The organism is Streptomyces sp. NPDC060028 (assembly GCF_042736725.1).
In the GTDB taxonomy this organism is placed as follows: Bacteria; Actinomycetota; Actinomycetes; order Streptomycetales; family Streptomycetaceae; genus Streptomyces.
Genome location: NZ_JBHWVJ010000112.1, coordinates 1 through 20,975, shown reverse-complemented (window position 1 = coordinate 20,975; position 20,975 = coordinate 1). Strand labels below are relative to the sequence as shown.

General features: G+C 74.7%; 17 protein-coding genes and 1 pseudogene. 6 read left to right on the top strand and 12 right to left on the bottom strand.

The window, feature by feature from the left end; genetic code table 11:
* Positions 1 to 88: 88 nt before the first annotated feature.
* The 3 genes from ACFWBF_RS33850 to ACFWBF_RS33840 are packed head-to-tail and all read right to left on the bottom strand — an operon-like array spanning position 89 to position 2,847.
* Complete coding sequence (locus ACFWBF_RS33850) at positions 89 to 928, bottom strand: oxaloacetate decarboxylase (protein ID WP_385608508.1); 840 nt, start codon at positions 926 to 928, stop codon at positions 89 to 91.
* 48 nt (positions 929 to 976) lie between these two features.
* Positions 977 to 1,915: a DMT family transporter gene (locus tag ACFWBF_RS33845; protein WP_385608506.1), complete on the bottom strand. Its 939-nt coding sequence runs from the start codon at positions 1,913 to 1,915 to the stop codon at positions 977 to 979.
* 50 nt (positions 1,916 to 1,965) lie between these two features.
* On the bottom strand, positions 1,966 to 2,847 hold the full coding sequence (locus ACFWBF_RS33840) for an alpha/beta fold hydrolase (RefSeq protein ID WP_385608505.1): 882 nt from the start codon (positions 2,845 to 2,847) through the stop codon (positions 1,966 to 1,968).
* Positions 2,848 to 2,974: 127 nt separating this feature from the next.
* Here ACFWBF_RS33840 and ACFWBF_RS33835 point away from each other — a divergent pair, with 127 nt between their 5' ends.
* Positions 2,975 to 3,436 carry a MarR family transcriptional regulator gene (locus ACFWBF_RS33835; protein WP_385608503.1) on the top strand — a complete coding sequence of 154 codons (462 nt, stop codon included), beginning with the start codon at positions 2,975 to 2,977 and terminating at the stop codon, positions 3,434 to 3,436.
* Here the strand turns inward: ACFWBF_RS33835 and ACFWBF_RS33830 are convergent.
* From ACFWBF_RS33830 to ACFWBF_RS33815, 4 genes are all read right to left on the bottom strand, one after another.
* On the bottom strand, positions 3,433 to 4,773 hold the full coding sequence (locus ACFWBF_RS33830) for an AMP-binding protein (protein WP_385608502.1): 1,341 nt from the start codon (positions 4,771 to 4,773) through the stop codon (positions 3,433 to 3,435). The genes ACFWBF_RS33835 and ACFWBF_RS33830 overlap by 4 nt on opposite strands.
* A 92-nt stretch (positions 4,774 to 4,865) precedes the next feature.
* Positions 4,866 to 6,215, bottom strand: coding sequence for an NADP-specific glutamate dehydrogenase (gene gdhA / locus ACFWBF_RS33825; protein ID WP_385608500.1), 1,350 nt, complete (start codon positions 6,213 to 6,215; stop codon positions 4,866 to 4,868).
* A gap of 55 nt (positions 6,216 to 6,270) precedes the next feature.
* Positions 6,271 to 6,513: an acyl-CoA carboxylase epsilon subunit gene (locus ACFWBF_RS33820; protein WP_385608498.1), complete on the bottom strand. Its 243-nt coding sequence runs from the start codon at positions 6,511 to 6,513 to the stop codon at positions 6,271 to 6,273.
* A complete protein-coding gene (locus ACFWBF_RS33815; protein ID WP_385222526.1) occupies positions 6,510 to 8,084 on the bottom strand; it encodes an acyl-CoA carboxylase subunit beta in 1,575 nt (524 codons plus the stop codon). Before ACFWBF_RS33815 ends, ACFWBF_RS33820 begins: the two co-directional genes overlap by 4 nt.
* A 203-nt stretch (positions 8,085 to 8,287) precedes the next feature.
* Between ACFWBF_RS33815 and ACFWBF_RS33810 the strand changes: the two genes are divergently transcribed.
* Complete coding sequence (locus ACFWBF_RS33810) at positions 8,288 to 8,596, top strand: hypothetical protein (protein ID WP_385608496.1); 309 nt, start codon at positions 8,288 to 8,290, stop codon at positions 8,594 to 8,596.
* Positions 8,545 to 8,685 (top strand): annotated as a pseudogene (locus ACFWBF_RS33805) (DUF1772 domain-containing protein); the annotation flags it as partial. The gene ACFWBF_RS33810 and the pseudogene ACFWBF_RS33805, both read left to right, overlap by 52 nt.
* 86 nt (positions 8,686 to 8,771) lie before the next feature.
* Here ACFWBF_RS33805 and ACFWBF_RS33800 read toward each other — a convergent pair.
* A complete protein-coding gene (locus ACFWBF_RS33800) occupies positions 8,772 to 9,908 on the bottom strand; it encodes an aminotransferase class V-fold PLP-dependent enzyme (RefSeq protein ID WP_385608495.1) in 1,137 nt (378 codons plus the stop codon).
* Between the two features lie 380 nt (positions 9,909 to 10,288).
* Here ACFWBF_RS33800 and ACFWBF_RS33795 point away from each other — a divergent pair, with 380 nt between their 5' ends.
* The 3 genes from ACFWBF_RS33795 (at position 10,289) to ACFWBF_RS33785 (ending at position 16,190) form a co-directional block, all read left to right on the top strand.
* Positions 10,289 to 10,492 carry a hypothetical protein gene (locus tag ACFWBF_RS33795; protein ID WP_385608493.1) on the top strand — a complete coding sequence of 68 codons (204 nt, stop codon included), beginning with the start codon at positions 10,289 to 10,291 and terminating at the stop codon, positions 10,490 to 10,492.
* 168 nt (positions 10,493 to 10,660) lie between these two features.
* Positions 10,661 to 15,586 (top strand): AMP-binding protein, encoded by a 4,926-nt coding sequence (locus tag ACFWBF_RS33790; protein WP_385608491.1) that lies wholly within the window; start codon positions 10,661 to 10,663, stop codon positions 15,584 to 15,586.
* A gap of 49 nt (positions 15,587 to 15,635) precedes the next feature.
* Positions 15,636 to 16,190, top strand: coding sequence for a DUF2871 domain-containing protein (locus ACFWBF_RS33785; RefSeq protein WP_385608489.1), 555 nt, complete (start codon positions 15,636 to 15,638; stop codon positions 16,188 to 16,190).
* Here ACFWBF_RS33785 and ACFWBF_RS33780 read toward each other — a convergent pair.
* The 4 genes from ACFWBF_RS33780 to ACFWBF_RS33765 all read right to left on the bottom strand — a co-directional run bounded on the left by ACFWBF_RS33780 (position 16,075) and on the right by ACFWBF_RS33765 (position 20,557).
* Complete coding sequence (locus ACFWBF_RS33780) at positions 16,075 to 17,004, bottom strand: 4'-phosphopantetheinyl transferase family protein (protein ID WP_385608488.1); 930 nt, start codon at positions 17,002 to 17,004, stop codon at positions 16,075 to 16,077. The two genes, ACFWBF_RS33785 and ACFWBF_RS33780, sit on opposite strands and share 116 nt — an antisense overlap.
* Before the next feature lie 14 nt (positions 17,005 to 17,018).
* Positions 17,019 to 18,245 (bottom strand): hypothetical protein, encoded by a 1,227-nt coding sequence (locus tag ACFWBF_RS33775; protein ID WP_385608486.1) that lies wholly within the window; start codon positions 18,243 to 18,245, stop codon positions 17,019 to 17,021.
* A gap of 20 nt (positions 18,246 to 18,265) precedes the next feature.
* Positions 18,266 to 19,237: an SRPBCC family protein gene (locus ACFWBF_RS33770; RefSeq protein ID WP_385608484.1), complete on the bottom strand. Its 972-nt coding sequence runs from the start codon at positions 19,235 to 19,237 to the stop codon at positions 18,266 to 18,268.
* A 108-nt stretch (positions 19,238 to 19,345) separates the two neighbouring features.
* Positions 19,346 to 20,557, bottom strand: a complete 1,212-nt coding sequence (locus ACFWBF_RS33765; protein WP_385608483.1) for a helix-turn-helix domain-containing protein — start codon at positions 20,555 to 20,557, stop codon at positions 19,346 to 19,348.
* Between the last annotated feature and the right edge of the window lie 418 nt (positions 20,558 to 20,975).

Here is a 20,975-nt window from a genome sequence, read left to right as displayed (position 1 = left end):
CGATGCACCGCACCGGACACCGCGACCCGGCAAACCTTCCCGGCCACAGCACTAGCCATGAACCGCCGCCTCGGCTACACCGACGCCCCTACTCCAACAGCTCGTTGACCTCGGCGTACGGCAGGGCGTCCGCGCCGAAGGCGAAGGTGCCGTGTTCGGTGATTTCGCGGGCGGCGCGGGTGAGGGCGCCCAGGGCGGTGCGGGAGAGGGCGGAGCCGGTGCTGATGCGGCGCACGCCCAGGGCGCCGAGGTCGGCGACGGAGAGCTTCAGGGCGCCGCCCATCAGGACGTTGACGGGGCGGGAGAGCGCGGAGCAGACGGCGCGGACGGCGGCGGCGTCCGGCAGGGCCGGGGCGTAGAGCACGTCGGCGCCGGCCGCCTCGTAGGCCTGGAGGCGGCGGATGGTGTCGTCGAGGTCGGGGCGGCCCTGGAAGAAGTTCTCGGCGCGGGCGGTGACGGTGAAGGGGAAGTCCAGCCGCCCGGCCGCCTCGACGGCGGCCGCGACCCGTTCCACGGCTTCGCCGAGCGGGCGCACCGGGTCCTCGTCGCGGCCGGTGGAGTCCTCGATGGAGCCGCCGACCAGGCCGGCCTCGGCGGCGAGCCGGATGGTCTCGGCGACGTCGTCGGGGCGCTCCCCGAAGCCGCTCTCCAGGTCGGCGGTCACCGGCAGGCCGGTGGCGTCCACGATCGCGCGGGCATTGGCGAGGATCTCGGCGCGGCCGACCCGGTTCGCACCGTCGGGCCGCCCGAGGCTGTGGGCGAGTCCGGCCCCGGTGGTGGCCAGGGCGGCGAAGCCGAAGCCCGCCAGGAGCCGGGCGGTGCCCGCGTCCCAGGGGTTCGGCACGACGAAGGGACGCGGCCCGGCGTGCAGGTCCCGGAAGACGACGCCCCGCTGGTACTGGGCTTCGGCGGCGGCGGTGCGGTTCATGTCGTTCTCCTGGAGGTGCGGGCAGCGGTACGGCGGCAGGTGCGGAGGTCAGTCGGCGGTCCGCACCGGTTCCCCGCCGCCCGGCGGGGCGGGCGGCGGCGCGGCGGGGCGCCTGCGGGAGACCGCGACGCCGGCCAGGCAGATCGCCCCGCCCAGCAGGGTCAGCCAGCCGGGGATCTCGTCGAGGGCGACCCAGGCGATCAGTACGACGAGGGCCGGCACCGCGTAGGTGGTCGCGCCCATCTTCCCGGCGGTGGTCCGCGCGAGCGCGTACGTCCACGTGGTGAAGGCCAGGGCCGTCGGGAACAGCCCCAGGTAGACCATGTTGAGGGTGGCACTGAGCGGGGCGTCGGGCAGTTCGGCGACGAGCTGCCAGGCGAAGGGGAGGGTGACGGCCGTGCCGACGAAGCAGCCGTACGTCGTCACCTGGACCGGACCGGCGTGCTTCAGCGCCGGCTTCTGCGAGACCACCCCGGCCCCGTAGGCGAGGGCCGCGACAAGACAGAGCAGCACGCCGGACAGTGAGGCGGATTCGCCGCTGGAGGTGGACACGCCCACCACGGCGGCGCCCGCGAAGGAGACCCCCATCCCCGCCAGCAGCATCGGCGGGAAGCCCTCCTTGAGCAGCCAGCCGCTGAGCAGGGCGATCACGATCGGTCCGATGTTGACGACCATGGCCGCCGTCCCGGCGTCCACGAGCTGCTCGCCCCAGTTCAGCGTCACCATGTACAGGCCGAACCAGAGCACCCCGGAGGCCAGGATGCCGGGCCATGCCTCGCGGGCGGGCAGCGGTACGCGCTTGACGAGCAGGACGATCCCGAGCGCGATCGAGGCCGTCAGCAGCCGGCCCAACGCCAGTGCTCCGGGGCTGAAATGGGCGGCCGAGGAACGGATCGCCACGAAGGCGGAGGCCCACAGCACGACGGTGATGCCGGCGGCTATCAGGGCACGCTGATCGCTTCTGGCATCGCCAGCCGTTGGGTCCATGCGAGCAAGTTACTCACAGTCGCCCCACCTGCCCACTTGGTTTCCCCGCGTCACGGCGCGGTGAACAGTGCGCGCAGCACGGCCGCGTACGCCCTCGGGTGGGTGGTGTTGCCGTTGTGCCCGCCCGGGAAGCTGCGTATCTCCGTGCCCAGCAGATCCGCCAGAGCCGTGGCGCACCGGCGGTCGAAGACGGTGGAGGGGGTGGCCGCGCCCACGGCCGGGACGATCCGCGTGGTGGTGGCGGCGAGGGCCCGCGGGTCGAGGGCGGTGTCCTGGATGACCGCCGAGAAGTCGTGCTCGACGAAGTACGCGAAATTGGCGCGGCGCCGGTCGTCCAGGGGCTGCGGGGTGAGGCCGGGCTCGGTGTCGGGGCGGGACAGGTCTATGCCGACGACCCGGGCCATCTCCGGGAAGACGGCGCCGAGGCCGCCCGAGCGGTGTATCTCCTGGAGTTCCGTCAGCTCCGCCTCGTGGCGGACGCGGTCGGCCGCGGGCAGCAGCCGCGGGGCGACCGGCTCGTGGGCGACGAGGGTGGCGACCCGCCCCGGGTGCCGGACGGCCAGGTGCAGTCCGATGACGGCGCCGAAGCTGCAGCCGAGCATCAGGGCGGGCTCGTCGGTGAGGGAGGCCAGCAGCCGGTGCAGGTCCTCGGCGTGCTCGGCGAGGGAGGTGGTCCGCCCGGGCTCGTCGAGCCGGCTGCGGGAGAGGCCCCGGCGGTCGTAGGTCAGGACGGTGAAGTCCCCGGCGAGGTGCGGTACCAGGTCGACGGTGCGGTCGGCGTCCCCCTCGCCGCTCTGCGCGATGACCAACAGCGGTCCCGAGCCCTCGAGTCGGTAGTGCAGGGCGGCGCCGGGCACCGGCAGGGTCCCGGTGGTGGCGGTGGCGGTGGGCGCAGCCGTGCAGGACATGGGCATGGACATGGACATGGACATGGTGGCTCCCTCTTCGTGTGTCGCTTATCGCTTCGGATCTCCCTCTCTGCGATCAGGCTAACCCATCGAAACAGATACATCAATAGCGATGAATCAGGATCGATGCGTCTGCGGTAGCGTGTGGTCCGTGGATGGAATCGAACTGTTCCTGCTCGGCCGCGCCCTGATGAAGCTCGGCGAGGAGGCCCTGCCCGAACCCCCCGGCGGATCCGGCCAGTACGCCGGCGGCACCCGCTCCGTGGTCATCGTGGCCGGGGACATCGCCGCGCACCCGGACACCACCGTGGGCGAGACGGCCCAGCGCACGGGCCTGCCGCAGAGTCAGGTCTCGGGCGCCGTGGCCCGCCTGCGGGAGGCCGGCTCCGTGGAGACGGCCCCCGACCCCGCCGACCGCCGCCGGACCCTGGTCCGCCCGGCGCCCGGGACGTCCGCGCGGGTGGCCGCCGTACGGGCCGCCGGCACCTCCAAGGTCGAGGAGGCCCTCGCCAAGGCGCTCGGCGACGCCGCGGCGCAGGCCCAGGTGGCCGGCGCCCTGGAAGTCCTGGCCCGGCACCTGGTGCCCCGCGCCGCGGCGGCCGGCGAAACCTAGAACTCGTCCGTCAGCAGCAGTTTCTTCTGCGGCTTGCCCATGGCGTTGCGCGGGACGGCGGAGACGAAGCGGACCTCGCGCGGGCGCTTGTGCACCGACAGGTGCGCGGCGACGAAGTCGGTCAGTTCGGCTCCGGTGACCCCTTCCGCGACGACGAAGGCGACGATGCGCTGGCCCAGGTCGGCGTCCGGGACGCCGACCACCGCGGCCTCGGTGACCTTGGGGTGGTCCAGCAGGGCGTTCTCGATCTCGCCGGCGCCGATCCGGTAGCCGCCCGACTTGATCATGTCGATGGAGGCGCGGCCCACGATGCGGTGGACCCCGTCGGACGCGTCGACGGCCGCGATGTCGCCCGTACGGAACCACCCGTCCTCGGTGTACGCGGCGGCCGTGGCCTCCGGACGGCCCAGGTAGCCGGAGAACAACGTCGGCCCGGTGAGCTGGAGTTCGCCGATCTCGGCGCCCGGCTCGGCGACGATGCGGGTACGGATGCCGGGCAGCGGGGTGCCGACCGTGCCCGGGCGGACCGCGCCGCCCGCGCGGCCGCTGAGGGTGATCAGCGTCTCGGTCATCCCGTAGCGCTCCACGGGACGCAGGCCGGTGAGGCGTTCCAGGTCCCGGAAGACGGGCGCGGGCAGCGCGGCGCTGCCGGAGACGAGCAGGCGGGCGCCCGCGAGCGCGGCGGCCTCCCGCGGGGCGCGGGCGACGCGGGACCAGACGGTGGGGACCCCGAAGTAGAGGCTGCCGGCGGCCTCGGCGTAGGCCTCGGGGGTGGGGCGGCCGGTGTGCACCAGCCGGCTCCCGGTGCGCAGGGCGCCGAGGACGCCGAGGACGAGCCCGTGCACGTGGAACAGCGGCAGCCCGTGCACGAGGGTGTCCTCGGAGCTCCACTGCCAGGCTTCGGCGAGGGCGTCGAGATCGGCGGTGATCGCCGCGGCGGACAGGACGACGCCCTTGGGCGGCCCGGTGGTGCCGGAGGTGTAGAGGACGAGGGCCGGATCGCCGGGGGCCGCGGCGGACGCGGGGGTCCGGTCGGAGCGCCGGGCGAAGTCGACGTCGAGGAGCTCGGCGCCCGAGTCCCGCAGGATGTGCTCGCGTTCGGCCGGGCCGGCGTCGGGCGGCAGCGGTACGAGGGGCACGCCGGCCAGCAGTGCGCCGACCGCGGCGGCGACAATCTCGAGGGTGGGGGTCGCGGTGACGGCGAAGGCCGGGGCGCCGGCGACGTCCGCGGCCACGGCCCGGGCCGCGCCGAGGAGTTCCTCGTACGAGGCGGTGCGGCCGGCGACGCGGACGGCGTCCGGGCGGTCTCCGTATGTGCCGGTGAGTGCGGTGAGCACGGGCGGCGTCCCCCTGCGGTGTGCGATGTGGCTGGTCGGGGCCAGGGTACGGCGCAGGCCGTACCCCGCCCACCGGCCACCGGCCACCGGCGTCAGATCACGCCCTGGGCCAGCATCGCGTCCGCCACCCGCTCGAAGCCGGCGATGTTCGCGCCCGTCACGTAGTCGCCCGGCGCGCCGTAGCGGGCGGCCGTCTCGTACGAGACCTCGTGGATGTCGCGCATGATCGAGGCGAGTTCGTCCTCGACGCGCTCCGCGCTCCAGGCCACCCGGCCGGCGTTCTGGCTCATCTCCAGGGCGCTGACCGCGACTCCGCCCGCGTTCGCCGCCTTGCCCGGGCCGAAGGCGACTCCGGCTTCCTGCAGGAGGCGGACGGCGTCGGGGGTGGTGGGCATGTTGGCGCCCTCCGATACCGCGCGGACCCCGTTCGCGATCAGCAGCCGGGCGTCCTGCGCGGTCAGTTCGTTCTGCGTGGCCGACGGGAAGGCCACGTCCGCCGGGACCTCCCACACCCGGCCGCCGGGGACGTAGCGGGCGGAGGAACCGCGGCGCTCGGCGTACTCGCTCACCCGCCCCCGCTCGACCTCCTTGATCTGCTTGAGCAGGGCGAGGTCGATGCCCTTGTCGTCGACGACGTAGCCCCGGGAGTCGGAGGCCGTCAGCGGGTTGGCGCCCAGCTGCTGGAGCTTCTCGATGGTGTGGACCGCCACGTTGCCGGAACCGGAGACGACGGCGGTGAGCCCGTCCAGGGCGGCCCCGCGGCGCTCCAGCATCTCGGCGGCGAAGAGCACGCTGCCGTAGCCGGTGGCCTGGGGGCGGATCGCGGAGCCGCCCCAGCCGCGGCCCTTGCCGGTCAGCACGCCGGCCTCCCAGCGGTTGGTGATGCGCCGGTACTGGCCGAAGAGGTAGCCGATCTCCCGGCCGCCGACGCCGATGTCGCCGGCCGGGACGTCGGTGTGCTCGCCGATGTGGCGGTGGAGTTCGGTCATGAAGGACTGGCAGAAGCGCATGACCTCGGAGTCCGACCTGCCGTGCGGGTCGAAGTCGCTGCCGCCCTTGCCGCCACCGATGCCGAGGCCGGTCAGCGCGTTCTTGAAGATCTGCTCGAAGCCGAGGAACTTCACCACGCCGATGTCCACGGACGGGTGAAAGCGCAGGCCCCCCTTGTACGGTCCGAGCGCGCTGTTGAACTCGATGCGGTAGCCGCGGTTGACGTGGACGTGACCGTGGTCGTCCTGCCAGGGGACCCGGAAGATGATCTGCCGCTCGGGCTCCACGAGCCGCTCGACGAGCCCCGCCTCCGCGTACTCGGGTCGCGCCGCGAACACGGGGGCCAGGGTGTCCAGGACCTCCCGTACCGCCTGGTGGAACTCGGGCTGGGCGGGGTTGCGGCGTTCGATGTCGGCGCGCAGTGCGTCCAGCCGGTCCTTCGGGTCCTTCACGATCTGCTCCTTCTGTGGGTCGGGCCGGCGTCGGCTCAGGCCGGCCGGCGCCCGCTCAGGCTGGTCGGCGCCAGCTCCCGGCATGGCGGAATTCACTGGTCCGGATCCGGTCCCAGCCGGAGGCTACCGTGCGCGGCTGCTCCGTTCCCGGGTCTTCGGACCTGCTCAACAAGGCCGTCAGGACCGCCATCACGGCGGCCGTCTCCGCCGCGTCGGGCTTCCCGCCGGTGATCCGCCACGGCTCCGGGGCCTGCCCCGCGGCCCGCTCACCGTCCGGGGCCCGCTCCGCCGCCGTCATACCGGCGGGTTGCCGTGCTTGCGCGACGGCAGGTCGGCGTACTTGGTGCGGAGCATCGCGAGCGCCCCGACGAGCACCGAACGGGTCTCGCCCTGGTCGATGACGTCGTCGACGAGGCCGCGCTCGGCCGCGTAGTACGGGTGCATCAGCTCGGTGGTGTACTCCTTGATCTTCTGCGCGCGCATCGCGTCGGGGTCGTCCGCGGCGGCGATCTCGCGGCGGAAGATGACGTTGGCCGCGCCCTCGGCGCCCATCACCGCGATCTCGTTGGTCGGCCAGGCCAGCGCCAGGTCCGCACCGATGGACCGCGAGTCCATGACGATGTACGCGCCGCCGTACGCCTTGCGCAGCACCAGCGAGATCCGGGGCACGGTGGCGTTGCAGTACGCGTACAGCAGCTTCGCGCCGTGCCGGATGATCCCGCCGTGCTCCTGGTCCACGCCGGGCAGGAAGCCGGGCACGTCCACCAGGGTGACCAGCGGGATGTTGAAGGCGTCGCAGAACTGCACGAAGCGCGCCGCCTTCTCCGAGGCGTGGATGTCCAGGACGCCCGCGTAGCTGGCGGGCTGGTTGGCGATGAAGCCGGTGACGTGCCCGTCCATCCGGGCGAGGGCGACCACGACGTTGCTCGCCCAGGCCGACTGGACCTCGAAGTAGTCGCCGTCGTCGACGATCTCCTCGATGACCTTGCGGATGTCGTACGCCTGCTGCGGGTTGACCGGGACGATGCCGCTGAGGGCGTCGGTGCGCCGGTCCGCGGGGTCGTCGGTGGCCTCGTGGGGCGCCATCTCGCGGTTGTTGGCGGGCAGCAGCGAGATCAGGTGGCGCACCTCCTCCAGGCAGGTCTCCTCGTCGTCGTACGCGAAGGCGGCCACCCCGGAGGTGCCCGCGTGCACGTCGGCGCCGCCGAGGCCGTTCTGGGTGATCTCCTCGCCGGTGACGGCCCGTACGACGTCGGGGCCGGTGATGAACATCTGCGAGGTGTCGCGGACCATGAAGATGAAGTCCGTGAGCGCCGGGGAGTAGGCGGCGCCGCCCGCGCACGGTCCGAGCATGACCGAGATCTGCGGGATGACTCCCGAGGCCTTGGTGTTGCGCTGGAAGATGCCTCCGTAGCCGGCCAGCGCGGAGACGCCTTCCTGGATACGGGCGCCCGCGCCGTCGTTGAGCGAGACGAGCGGGGCGCCGGCCGCGAGGGCCATGTCCATGATCTTGTGGATCTTCGTGGCGTGGGCCTCGCCGAGCGCCCCGCCGAAGATCCGGAAGTCGTGCGCGTACACGAAGACCGTGCGGCCGTCCACGGTGCCCCAGCCGGTGATCACACCATCGGTGTAGGGGCGCTTGGCTTCCAGTCCGAAACCGGTCGCGCGGTGTCTGCGCAGGGCCTCGATCTCGTGGAACGAGTCCGGGTCGAGCAGCAGGTCGATCCGCTCGCGGGCGGTCAGCTTGCCCTTGGAGTGCTGGCGTTCGGTGGCCCGCTCGTCCGGCCCGGCGAGCACCTGGGCCTTGATCTCGGCCAGTTCCGCGGCACGGTCCTGGGCGGGTATGGGTGGCGCGTCGATGATGGTCATGTGGCTCCTCCAGGTCTGCGGCCGGATTCCAGCCACCGTCGCGGGCGGGGCTCAAGAGGCCTTGGAAGGACACTCGAATCCCACGCGACACCGGGTCCTGAGGCCCTTACGATCGGCCGACTTGACCATTCGATGACCTTGGTGACCTTGATGACCTTTCCCTGACCGGCGGGAGCAATGAGGGGGAATCGGAGGAAGCGGACATGGATCTCGCGCGGCTCGCGTCGCTCGTCGCGGCGACCCTCGCCACGGGCCTGGTCGCGGGGCCGTTCTTCGCCTTCGACGTCTCGGTCATGCCGGCCCTGAAGCGGTCGGACGACCGGACCCTCATCGCGGTGATGCAGCGGGTCAACGTCGCCATCCTGGGCGGCCGGTTCCTGCTCGCCTTCCTCGGCGCCCCCTCTTCACGGGACTGGCGCCGGCCCCGCACCTGCCCGCCGACGGGCACGGGCACGGCGCGTTGGCCCCGCTCGTCGGGGCGCTCGTCGCCCACGCGCTCGCGCCGGCGGTGACGGGGCGGGTGAACATCCCGCTCAACAACGCCCTGGAGGCGGCCGGGCCGGTCGAGAGGACCGCCGACCCCGCCGCCGTACGCCGGGCGTTCGAACAGCGCTGGGTTCCCGCCAACCGGTGGCGCACCGTGCTGTGCACGGCGGCCCTCGGCTTCCTGGTGTGGGCCCGGGTACCTCAGGCGCTCTCCACCGCCACGAGTGCCCGGCGGGCGGGGACCGCGGCCGACGCGGTGACGGCCGGCCGCTCCTCGCGCAGCACCTCCCGCAGGGCGAGCGCGAAGCGGTCGATGTCCGCGGGGGTGTTGTCGTGGTGGACGGAGGCGCCGACGGCCGTGGCACCGGCGGCCGAGGCCGGGTGCAGCGGGGTCTCCTGCGCGACCGCCTTGCGCACGACCACCCCGCGCCGGGCCAGCCCGCGGCGGATGAGGGCGGCGGGCACCTCGTCGTGGCGGAAGCCCACGATCCCGGCCTGCTCCCGCCCCGGGGCGAGCAGCCGGATCCCGGGCAGCCGGCCGACCGCGGCACGCAGCCGCGGCAGGAGGCTCTCGTACGGGTGGGACGCATCCGCCTCGTGCCGGACGAGGGCCTCGTGCAGCGCGGCGACGGCGGGGGCGACGGGCGGCCGCGCGAGCGACTCCCCCAGGCCCGGGTCCACGTAGCCGAACCCGATGCCGTCCGGGCCGCGCAGGAACCGCCACCCGTCGGCGGTGAGCAGGGCGCAGCCGATGCGCGCGGCGTCGACGGGGAGCTGGCCGACGGAGTGGGACGCGTCGACGGCGTACAGCGCGCGGTGGGGGGCGAGGAGCCGGCCGACGGCCTCGACCGGGTTGACGGTTCCGCAGGCCGAGGAGACGTGGACGACGGAGACGAGTGCGACGTTCTCGTCGAGGTGCTCGCGCATCCAGTCGAGGTCGAGGTCGCCGTCCTCGCGCAGCGGCACGACTTCGAGGGTGCACCGGGTGCGCTCGCGCAGGGCGACGAGCGTGGCCAGGTGGGCCACGCCCTCGTGCGGGGTGGTCCAGATCCGGTCGCCGGGGCCGAGCGGGAGGCGCGAGACGAAGGAGTCGAAGCCGTCGGCCGCGCCGGTGAACAGGGCGGTGTGCCGGGCCGGGACGCCGAGCAGGGCGCCGAGGCGCTCGTGGATGCCGGTGTCGAGGACGGGGCCGAGGCTCTCCTCCAGCACGTAGGGCCCGAAGCGGTCGTCGCGCGCCGTGCAGTCGGCGAGCACGGCGTGCACGGCGGCGGGCATCCGGCCCGTGCCCGCGGTGTTCAGGTGGGCCGTCGGGGCCCGGTGGGTTGTCTGCGCGTTCACTTCGGGGGCCTCCCCTCGCTGTTGGGGTGTACCGGATGTTGCCATCACTTCTGGCAATACATTGCCCAGAATCAGCGCGCATTGACAACGGCCGGTCCAGCGGGACTCGAGTTCTGGAGGCCGGCCCCTCTTGTGCCAAAAGAGGTTGGCAATAGTTGGCAAGCGGGTGTGCCGATCCTGCCAGGGCCAATGTTTCCGCAGGTCAGATTGGGTGCGCAGGAGGCGAGGCAAAGGTCCGGGCGGGGTGAATCCAGGGGGTTTTCCCGGGATGTTGAGCGCATCTCCAGCGAATGCCGAGTGAATCCCGAGGAGACGTTGCCAATCTTCTTGGCAGAGAGGTTGCCAAGCAGGAACGAAACACTTGCCACGGAGGAGTCACCATGAAGAACATCGCCCGCGTCTTCGCCACCACCGCCCTCGTCGGCGCCGCCGTCCTGACCGCCGGCGGCATCGCCCAGGCCGACAGCGGCCCGAACACCGACTGGCCCGTCGCCCCCGTCTCCTCGGCCTCCGGACCTGGCACGGACTGGCCGGTCGGCCCCCACACCGACTGGCCGGTGGCCCCGAACACCGACTGGCCGTAACCGCCCGGCCGCGGTGCCCCGGCAAGGTTTTGCCAGACCGCCCGCAGCCCACCGTCGCCACCACCCGCACCACCCGCACCATCACCGCCGCACCATCACCGCCGCACCGCCGCACCGCCCCCAGCAGCCGAGTCGCCCAGCCAGTCGCTGTCGAAGGAGCACGCCCAGATGTCACTCTCCGGCCTCATCGCGCGACACGCACTCGCGCGGCCCGAGGCGATCGCCGTGACCTGCCCCGCCCCCGACGGCGGCGTCCGCTCGCTCTCCTACGGGGAGTTGCACCGGTCCGCCGACCGGCTCGCGGCCCACCTCACGGCCCTGGGTGTCGTCCCCGGCGACCGGGTGGTCACCGCGTTGCGGCCCGGGCCCGAACTGGCGACCGCACTCCTGGCCACCCTGCGTGCCGGAGCCTCCTACCTGCCCGTCGATCCGGACCTGCCCGGCCTTCCCGGCGAACGCCTGCGGACCGTCGTACGGGGTGGCGCGGCGCGCGCCGTCCTCACCGACGCGGCCACCGCGGCGCAGCACGCCGAAGGCCACCCCGACCTGGGCGCCGCGATCGTCCGCCTGGACACCGACGCCGCCCTCATCGCGGAGCGGCCCGCGGCCCCGGCCGGCGCGCACGCCGACGGCTGCGACCCCAGAACCGACGACGCGGCGTACGTCCGCTGGATCACCGGTCCCGACGGCGTCGCCGACGCCGTGGCCGTCTCGCACCGGGCCCTGCTCGACCTCGTCGGCTTGGCCGGCCCGGTCCGGGTGACCCGCGACGACGTGGTGGCCCAGACCTCGGGACCCGACTCCGCCGCCTTCGCCTTCGAGCTGTGGTCCACCCTCGCCGCCGGCGCCCGCCTGGTCGCCCTGGACCGGGCGGCCGTGGCCGACGCGGCCCGCTTCGAGCGCGCGGTCGCCGAGCACGGGGTGTCCGTGCTCTTCCTGGCGACCAGCCTGTTCCAGCGGATCGCCCGCGAGCGGCCCGGGGCCTTCGCCCCGCTGCGCACCGTCCTGTTCGGCGGCGAGGCCTGCGATCCGCGCACCGTGCGCGGGGTGCTGCGCGCCGGGGCCCCGCGGCGGCTCGTCCAGGTGTACGGGGCGGCCGGGTCCGCGCCGTTCGCCCTGTGGCACGAGGTCTCGGACGTCCCCGAAGGCAACGAAGGCGAGGAAGGCGAGGAAAGCACCCGCCGCATACCGATCGGGCGCCCCCGCGACGGCGTGAGCGCCGTGGTCGTGCGCGGCGACGGCACGCAGGCGGGCCCGGGCGACACCGGCGAACTCCTGCTGGGCGGACCGGCGGCACGCGGCTTCGCGGGCCTGGAGGACCGCTGGAGCGGCAGCGGCGCCGCGCTGCGCCGCACCGGCGACCTGGTGACCGTACGCGAGGACGGCGCCCTGGAGTTCGCCGGCCGGTCGGCGGACCGCGTCACCCTGCACGGGATGCCGGTGGAGCTCGGCGCGGTGGAGTCGGCGCTGCGGGAGCACCCGGGCGTGGCCGAGGCGGCGGTGACCCTGACCGGGGACCGCGACGGCGGCTGGAAGCTGGTCGCGCACGTGGTGCCCGCGGCCGATCCGCACCCCACCGTGGCGGACCCGGTGCGGATCGCCGAGTGGAAGGAGGTCTACGCGGCCCTGTACGCCGAGGCGCGCACGCGGGACCCGTACGAGCTGGAGGCGTTCGCCGACTCCATCGGCGTGGCCGACGCCCCTCCCGTGTCCGCGCAGGTGCTGCGCGAGCGGCGCGCGGCGACGGTGGACTGCGTCCGCGAGCTGGGGCAGCGCCGGATCCTGGAGATCGGCGCCGGCACCGGACTGCTCGCGGTCCAGCTGGCGGCGGACCCGCGGTGCGAGGAGTACTGGGCCACCGACTTCTCCGGCGCGGCCCTCGACGCACTGCGCGCCCGGACCAACGCGGACGAGCGGCTGCGCGGCAAGGTGCGGCTCAGCTGCCGGGAGGCTCACGACACGGCGGGGCTGCCCGCCGGATACTTCGACACCGTCGTCCTGAACTCGGTCGTCCAGCACTTCCCCGGCCTCGGCTACCTGCGCACCGTCCTGGCACGCACCCTGGATCTGCTCGCGCCGGGCGGATCGATCCTGCTCGGGGACCTGCGCCTGCTCGACTGGGCCACCGGCCCCGATCCCGAACTGCGTGTGGCCCCGGCGCTGTTCACGGCGCTGGCCCGGGAGTTCCCGGCCGTGCAGCGGGTGGAGGTACGGGCCCTGCCCGGCGCGGGCGACCGCTACGACGTGATCCTGGGGACCGCCGGGACGCCGGCCTCGGCCGCCACCATCGCCGCGCTCGCCTCCCTCGGCTTCACCCCCGAGGAGTGCGTGAACACGCCCGCCGCCTTCGCGCGCACGGCGGACCTGGGGGCCGCCCTGCGCGGGCACCTCCAGGCCCGGCTCGCGGACCACATGGTGCCCGGCGCGTACGTGGTGCGCGCAGCGCTGCCGCTCGACGCGGACGGCAGGACCGACCGGGCGGCGCTGGCCGCGTCCGCCCCGGTGTCAGCGCCGCAGCAGGCGGCCAACCGGCCCGGAACCCCGCTCCAGGAGATCGCCCGCGACCTGTTCGCCGAGGTCCTCGGCCTGCCCTCGCGCGTCGTGCACGCCGACTGCGACTTCTTCTCCCTCGGCGGCCACGCCCCGGCCGCCGCCCGGCTGGTGGCGCGGGCCCGCGAGGCGCTCGGCGCCCCGGTGGACCTGCGCGCCCTGTACGGAGCCCCGACCCCGGCCCGCCTCGCGGCGCTGGCCGGGGACGGGCCCGCCGCCGCCACCGGCCCCGGCCGGGCCGTCGCGCGAAGCGCCGTGCTGCCGCTGCGGCTGCGCGGCGCGCTGGACGTGGCCGCGCTGGCGGCCGCACTCGACGACCTGGGCCGCGGCCACGGGGCCCTGCGCAACAGCAGGATCGGCTCGGCCGGGACCCGGCTGCGCGAACTCGGCGCCGACGACCACCTGCTGGAGCTGACCCTGCCGGGCGACGAGGTCGACCTGTTCTCGCACGCGCCGCTGGCCGCCGCCCTCGCGGCGGCCTACGCGGCCCGGACCGGCGGCGGCTCGCCCGCCGCACCTCGCGAGGTTCCCGAGCCGGCGCCCCGGGCCGTTCGCGGCGACCTGGCGCCGACCGCCGCGCCGGGCAGTGCGCCGCTCGGCGCCGAGGACACCTTCGGCACCCTCACCCTCGACCTCGACGCCGCCGCGCACCGGCGGCTGACCGCGCTGGCCGTCGAGCACGACGTCACCCTGTACATGGTGGTGCACACCGCGCTCGCCGCCCTGCTCAGCCGGCTGGGCGCGGAGCCCCTCGTGACCCTGGCGGCCCCGGTGGCAGCCCGGGACAGCGCGGCCCTGCGCGGCGCGGTGGGCGTGTACGGGCGGGTGCTCGCCCTGACGGTGGACACCTCGGGCGACCCGGCCTTCGGGGAACTGCTGCGGCGGGTGCGCTCGGCGGCCCTGGCCGCCTACCGGAACGGGGACGCGGCCCTGGCGCTGCCGGGCGGGATCGCCCTGAGCGTGCTGCGCGAGAGCTCCGGAACGTTCCCGGCCGGGGCGCTGACCGTACATCCCGAGTCGGAGCAGCTCCCGCTGCAGAGCGCCGCGTTGGGGCTGACCCTGACCGAGCGGCACGGCCTGTCGGGCGCTCCCGCGGGGATCGCCGTCACGGCCTCGTTCTCGTACGACGCGCTGGGCGAGCAGGCCGCCGCCCTCCTGACCGGACAGTTGCTCGCGCTCCTCGCGGCGGCTCTCGACGCGCCGCTCGAGCCGATCGCCCGGCTGGGTCTGCCCGGCATCGCGGGGGCGCCGGCCGGTGGCAGCCCGTGGAACGGCGCCCCCGGCGCCCGCCCGCAGACGCCGCCGAGCATCGCCGAGCTGCTGGCCGCCCAGGTGGCCCGCGCCCCGGGCGCACCGGCCCTGGCCGGCCTGGACTACGCCGAGCTCGACGCCCGCTCCGACCTGCTGGCGCACGTCCTGATCGCGCATCAGGCGGGTCCCGGGGCCTCGGTGGCCACCGCCATCGCCTCGCCGACCGGGTTCGCGGTGGCCGCGCTGGCCATCGTCAAGACGGGCGCCGCCTGCCTGCCGGTGGATCCGGCACGCGGGCTCCCCGTCGGGGCGCGGCCGGCCGTACTGCTGCTGGACGCGGCCGCCGACCGGCTGCTGCCGCTGTATCCCGGCGCGGTGCGGCTGGTCCGCGACCGGGCTGCGGACCTGCTGCCGGCCGGCGCGAGCTGGCCGGTGCGCGAGGGCGACCGGACGCGGCCGCTCGATCCCGGCGCCCCGGTGGTGTTGGCGGTCGCGCCCCGGGGGCCGGTCGCGGTCGGCGGCGAGGCACTCGCCGCGGCCTGCCTGGGCCGGGCCCGTGACAGCGCCTGGCTGCTGAACGGCTATCCGGACGCGGAGGTCGCGCTGGGGCTGCTGTCCGCGCTCGTGTGCGGGGCCCAGGTGCACCTGCCGGACCCGTCGCTGGCGTACGGGACGCCGCCCGAGGTGCTGCGCTGGCTGCGCGAGACGGGCGCCTCGGCGATCCTGGGCCCTTCCGACGACGTGCTGGTGGCGCTCGCCCGGGCCGAGGACACGGAGCTGACGATCAGCGCGGGCTGGCCCGAGGGGCGGCTGCTGGTCGAGCAGATGCCCGGCGGCCCGGCGCGGCCCGCCCCCGGCTACCACGCCTACGTACTGGACGCGCGGATGCGGCCGGTGGCACCCGGGGCGGTCGGCGCGCTGTACGTCGCCGGCGTCGGGGTGGCCCACGGCTACCCGGGGCTGCCGGGTGCGACCGGGGAGCGGTTCCTTCCCGACCCGCTGGTGTGCGCCCAGGGCGGCGCCGCGCGGATGTGGCGGACCGGGCACGCGGCGCGGGTCGCGGAGAACGGCAGCCTGTACGTCTTCGACCACCCGTGGGACGAGGACCCGTTCGCGGACGAGTTCGGCACCTTCGTCGTCGTCACGGACCCCGCGGGCCACCGCGCGCTGTGGCCGGCCGCGGTGCCGGTGCCGGCCCCGTGGCGCCGGACCCACGGCGAGGACCTGTACGAGCTGTGCCTGGACCATCTGGACGAGCAGCCCCTGGGCGACCGCCTCGGCGACCACCCGTAGCGGGCCGTCCGTCGCCTCCCCGTGGCCGCCGAACCGTACGCGTGTTTCAATGACCGCCGTCAGAGCGGCAGTTGGTTTCATCGGGGGCGGAACGAAGATGCGCAGGTCGTACTACGCGGCACATGTCCACATGATCCTCGGTGTGGTGTCCGGGCTCTACTACCGGGAGCTCACCAAGGCGAACGACTTCACCGGAGAGACCCAGCTGGCGGTCGTGCACACCCACCTGCTCGCGCTGGGCATGCTGGGCTTCCTGATCGTCCTCGCGCTGGACAAGCAGTTCGGGCTCTCCGGGTCGAAGCAGTTCACCGCCTTCTTCTGGTGCTACAACGCGGGCATCGCGATCACCTGTCTGGCGATGGTCTACCGAGGGACCCAGACCGTGCTGGGCAACACCGTGCCCGAGGGTTTCGCGATGGTCGCGGGCCTCGGGCACATCGTGCTGACGGTCGGGCTGATCCTGCTGTTCGTCCTGCTCGGCAAGCGGCTCAAGGCCTCCGAGGCGACCGGGGCGACCGGGGCGACCGGGGCGACCGGGGCAACCCAGGCTCAGGCGACCGCGGCTGCGGCGACGGAGCGGGCAGCGTCCGGTGGGCCACGCTGACGACGTAGCACTCCCCGAGCGGGTGGGTGACGAAGTCCCAGCCCTCGTCGCCGGCGTCCCCGCCGCCCGGCAGATCGGCCAGTACCACCCGGCCCTCGCCGTCGCGGGCGAACCCGAAGGCGCAGAAGCGGCGGCGCAGCCCGTGGCCGAGGGCTTTGGTGTACGCCTCCTTCAGGGTCCACAGGCGCAGCAGCCGGGCGCGGCGCTCGTCCTCGGGCAGCGCGGCCAGCTCCTCGCCCTCGCGCGGGGTGCAGACCTGGTCGCGCAGCAGCTCGAAGGAGATGTCCCGGTCGGCGGGCTCGGCGTCCACGCCGATCGGGCCGGTGCGGCTGACGCCGACCAGGATCAGTTCGTCGGTGTGCGCGAGGCTCACCTCCAGCTCACCGCCGAGCCCGCGCAGTACCGGCCGGCCGCCCAGCTGGTAGCCGAGGTCCAGGCTGCCCGCGTTCACGCCCAGGGCGAGCGCGGCGGTGTGCTTCATGACGAAGCGGGACACGGCGAAGCGCAGCCGGCCCGACGCGACCGGCGTCTGCCGGTAGCGCGGCCAGTCCTGGCCGAGCAGGGGGCGCAGTTCGGGGTCGAGCAGGGCGGAGGTCAGCCACTGGCCCCACCGGGTGCAGACGACGGCCTGGCCGGTGGTGTCGAGCCGTTCCTCGACCGCGTCCCAGGGGCCGTCGGGCCCGGGGATGTAGACGGGTGCGTCGAGCGCGTCCAGGGTGGCGAGCGCGGCGAGCGCCTCGCCGAGCGCGCCGGGCGGCCCGGCCGCGCCGAGCGCGCGGTGGGCGTCGGGTCCCGCGTCGCGCAGGCCCGGCACGCCCCGCCCCCCGGTCACCGCGCGCGCCCGGTGGCGCGGAGGTCACAGGCGAGGCCCTCGCGGTCGCGGTCGGCCAGTTCGGCCCACACCCGGTCCCGCGCCTCGACGGAGGCGGGCGTGCCCGGCCCGTCCGGTGCGATCCCGAGGCGTTCGGTGATCCGGGCCGTCGCGAGCAGTGCCCAGTGCGGGCTGCCGAGGAAGGGGTCGCGTCCGGCTTCGGCGGCGACGCCCTGGACCCCGAGCACGGCGGCGGCGAGCAGCACCATGGCCTGTCGGTCGGCCAGCGCCCGCATCCGGGGGTCGGCCGGGTCGGTGCCTTCGGCGAGCCGGCCCTGGCGGACCAGGGCGCGCTGCTCGCTCAGCAGCCGTCCGGCGACCCGGGCCAGCGCGGGGGTGACGTCCTCGCCCGCGCCTCCGGCGGCGGCCGCGGCGATACGGGTGAAGCGGGCGTGGGCGGCGGTCAGGGCGCTGACCAGGGTCTCGTCACTGCCCGGTTCCGGGGGGACGATCCGCGCGGGCATCCGCTCGTCGAGCCGCAGCAGTACGGAGGCGCAGGAACCGGCGCCCGGACCGCCCGGACCGCCCGGCCCGCCGGGGCCGCCCGCGTCCCAGCGCCGTCCGAACGCGGCCGCCAGGACGGGCAGTTCCCGTGCCACATCGGCCTGCCGGGCCGCCACGTCCGCGCGGGAGGCCCCGGCGCGGTCCAGGCGGGCGAGCAGCTCGGCCAGCATCCGCCGTTCGGGGCCGTCGTGGGCGGCGAGCCTGCTCTCGGTCATGACGAGCTGCAGTTCGTCCAGTACGCCGGCCACCACGATCGGCACCGTGTAGCCGGCGGCGGCGCGCACGCCCGGACCGCTGCCCTGGGGCAGCCCGCAGGCGCGCAGACCCACCGTCACCAGGGCCTCGCACGCCAGCAGATCGGCGAAGGCGGCGGACAGCGGGGCCTTCCAGCGCCGCCCGGCCCGGCTGCCGCGCGTGGCCTGGCCGGCGACCAGTGCCACGGTGGCGCGCAGTACCGCGCTCGCCGCGCCGGTCAGTGCCCGGGCGCCCAGCAGGGCGTCGCGCTGCTCGGCCCGCGCCGCGGACTGCGCGTACCGGCCGGGCGCGGGTGGCGCGGCGGACTCCGCCGGCCTCCCGGGCGCCAAGGGCACGGCAGGCACGACGGAAACGGCGGCCGCGACGGACCCGGGGGTCCTGGAGTCGCGGCCGTCCTGGAGCAGACCCGGCCGGGTCGGGGCCATCGACGGCCTCCCTCTCGTCCTCATCGGAGCCGGCGCACGCCGCTGCTGTTCAGGGCGTGCCAGGTCGCCAGCCGCAGGGTCTCGGCGCTCGCGCGCCCCAGCCACTCCCGTACGTACCGGCGGGCCTCCGCGAGTTCGGTGCCGCCGCCCAGGACCGGTTCGACGGCTTCCTCGCGCAGCATCACCTGCCGCGCGCAGACGACCCGTACGCCGTCCTCGTCCGGTTCGAGGGACCACTCCCCGCTGTGCGCGGCGACCAGTTCGGGGGAAGCCAGCTCCTTGTAGACGATCCGGGCGGCCGCGGGGAAACACAGCCGGACCGTGCGCGTGGTGACGCTCAGCCCGCCCGGTTCGGCGAAGGTGTCCATGGCGGCCACCTGCACGCCGGGCACGTCCTCGATGACGCGGGCCGCGTCCACGTGCGGGACGAGCTGCGCCCAGTCCTCGATGCGGTACAGGAAGTCGTAGACCAGCTCGGCGGGACCGGCGACGTGCACGCTGTCCTCGAAGGACAGCAGCAGCTCGTCCAGCCGCTCCCAGCGCTCGGCGATGTTCTTGACCTGGGCCAGCTGGGCCTCGGTCTCCTCTTCCCACTCCCGGCGGCCGCGCGCGCCGGCGTTGCCCGGCAGCCCCTCCAGGGTGCGTTCCTGGCTCAGCGTCAGCAGGGTCTCGGTGTCGTCGCGCGCCTCGACCGTCCAGCGGCCGGTGGTGGGCACGCCGGGCCGGAAGGTGTCCTCCAGCTCGAAGGCGACGGTGCGGGTGTGCGGGTTCAGGATCCGGCGCATGTGGAAGGAGCGGACGCGGTCGTCGGCCACGTCCCACAGGCGCAGCCGCTCGTGGGTGCCGTCGAAGTCCATCCGCTCCACGTGGACGGAGGACGGCAGCAGGAGCGGCCAGCGCACGGCGTCGGCGAGCAGCCCGTAGACCACCCCGGCCGGGGCGGCCACCTCGGCCGTCCGCTCGCTCGCGTGGACACGCTGCGAAGAAGACATGGAACGGCCTCCCCTCCGAGTGGGTGCAGATGCACTCAAGGCTGCACCGGTCCACTCGAACTTCGCTCAAGCCCTGCGGGGGAGCGGGGGGAGCCGGGGTGGCGGACGCTACGCGTGGGCGGTCTGGGTGAGCGCCTCGGCGAGCATCCGCCAGATCTCCGCGGCGAGGTCGATGTTGGCGTCGTCCTGGGCCTGCTGGGCCAGGTCGCGCAGGCCCTGCACGCCGGCCGGGTCCCCGTCCAGGATCTGCAGCTGGTGGCGCAGGATCGACAGGCGGACCTGGTCGCGGTGGGTCATCCTCGGCTGGTCCCCGACGAGCTCGGCGAGGAGGGCGCGCGCGTCGTCGTACCGGGCGTCGGCGAAGGCGAGTTCGGCCTTGAGCGCCGCCTGGTACTGGCGCAGCGAGGGTGTGCCGACGAAGAAGAGGGCGGCTTCGGCCTCGGTGATGCGCCGCTGCGCCTGCGCGGGGTCGGCGGGCCGCATCTGCAGGTGCAGGCGGGCGGCGGCCTGCCGCAGGCGCAGCCACAGCACCAGGTCCTCATGGCTGCTGAAGCGGTCCAGGGCCTCCTCCAGGCAGGCCAGCGCACCGTGGTGGTCGCCCTGGCGCATGCGGACGGCGGCCGCGGTCCACATGGCCTCGGCCCACAGGGCGTCGGAGCGGCCCTCGACGAGCGCGGTCAGCTCGTCGACGTGCAGGCGCGCGTCGCCGGTCCGGCCCGCCTCGGCCTGCACGGAGACGAGGGCGAGCAGCACGGTGGCCCGGTCCTCGACGCCCAGGTGCTCGCGCTGGGCGAGCTGGTGAGCCTCGAAGGCCGCGTCGAGGGCGGACGGTATCTCGCCGAGCGAGCGCAGGCAGCGGGCGTAGCGGGTCAGGCCCCGCACCCGCAGCTCGCTGACCCCGACCTCCTCGCCGAGCCCGACGAGTTCGGCGAGCTGGGCGCGCTCCGTGACGTGGTCGCCCTGGAGCCGGGACGCCTGCGCGAGCAGCCACAGCGCCTGCCAGCGCAGGACCGCGCTCTCGTGGCCCTCGGCTGCCAGGGCGCGCCGCAGCGAGTCGATGGCGTCGGGGGAGCCGGTGGACGCGGCGAGGGTGAGGGCGTGGGCGAGGGAGCCGGTGGCGGGCTCCTCGAAGTCGGCGGGTTCCAGGCCGAGGCGGCCGGCCAGGTAGGTCACGGCCCGGTCGGTGGGCTGGCGGGCCCCAGACTCCAGCCGGGAGAGGTAGCCGGTGGACATCCCTTCGCCGGCCAGCGCGGTCTGGGACAGCCCCTTGGCCGTCCGCAGTTTCCTCAGGCGGTGTCCGAAGGCGGGCTGTCGCAGCATGAGCACCCCTGGGGTCGGCGGCAAAACTCTGTCGGGAACCGTCAACGAGCGTAGGCCGCCCGGCAATTCGCGGGCAAACCTTTGCCAGGTGAACCGCCCGCTTCTCGTGCGGATCTCGTACGTGCCTCGTACGGATGCGGAGCGGTCGTGGGGTGTTCCTCGAGCGTTTCTCCACCGGATCGAGCCATGCTCTCCAGTACCCGGCCTTCGCACCGGCCAGGGCCTGCCCTTTTCTGAATCGAGTGCCTGGGAGTCGACGATGAGGCCATCGGTGTGCGCAGTGAGCGAGTCATGCACGCCTGCCTGCCACCAGGCCGGTGCGAAGACCGCGACGCACACCTCCGCGCACCACCACTTCGCGGGGGCCCACGCCGCCGCGCACTCCGCCGCTCAGCGGACGGACGTGCTCCAGGACGCG

What these genes read in the sequence shown, in the direction of transcription:
- ACFWBF_RS33820 (WP_385608498.1), bottom strand. Translation starts at nt 6,513, where the DNA reads ATGACGGCGGCGGAGCGGGCCCCGGACGGTGAGCGGGCCGCGGGGCAG.
- ACFWBF_RS33790 (WP_385608491.1), top strand. Translation starts at nt 10,661, where the DNA reads ATGTCACTCTCCGGCCTCATCGCGCGACACGCACTCGCGCGGCCCGAG.
- ACFWBF_RS33815 (WP_385222526.1), bottom strand. Translation starts at nt 8,084, where the DNA reads ATGACCATCATCGACGCGCCACCCATACCCGCCCAGGACCGTGCCGCG.
- ACFWBF_RS33810 (WP_385608496.1), top strand. Translation starts at nt 8,288, where the DNA reads ATGGATCTCGCGCGGCTCGCGTCGCTCGTCGCGGCGACCCTCGCCACG.
- ACFWBF_RS33765 (WP_385608483.1), bottom strand. Translation starts at nt 20,557, where the DNA reads ATGCTGCGACAGCCCGCCTTCGGACACCGCCTGAGGAAACTGCGGACG.
- ACFWBF_RS33770 (WP_385608484.1), bottom strand. Translation starts at nt 19,237, where the DNA reads ATGTCTTCTTCGCAGCGTGTCCACGCGAGCGAGCGGACGGCCGAGGTG.
- ACFWBF_RS33850 (WP_385608508.1), bottom strand. Translation starts at nt 928, where the DNA reads ATGAACCGCACCGCCGCCGCCGAAGCCCAGTACCAGCGGGGCGTCGTC.
- ACFWBF_RS33845 (WP_385608506.1), bottom strand. Translation starts at nt 1,915, where the DNA reads ATGGACCCAACGGCTGGCGATGCCAGAAGCGATCAGCGTGCCCTGATA.
- ACFWBF_RS33785 (WP_385608489.1), top strand. Translation starts at nt 15,636, where the DNA reads ATGACCGCCGTCAGAGCGGCAGTTGGTTTCATCGGGGGCGGAACGAAG.
- ACFWBF_RS33840 (WP_385608505.1), bottom strand. Translation starts at nt 2,847, where the DNA reads ATGTCCATGTCCATGTCCATGCCCATGTCCTGCACGGCTGCGCCCACC.
- ACFWBF_RS33795 (WP_385608493.1), top strand. Translation starts at nt 10,289, where the DNA reads ATGAAGAACATCGCCCGCGTCTTCGCCACCACCGCCCTCGTCGGCGCC.
- ACFWBF_RS33775 (WP_385608486.1), bottom strand. Translation starts at nt 18,245, where the DNA reads ATGGCCCCGACCCGGCCGGGTCTGCTCCAGGACGGCCGCGACTCCAGG.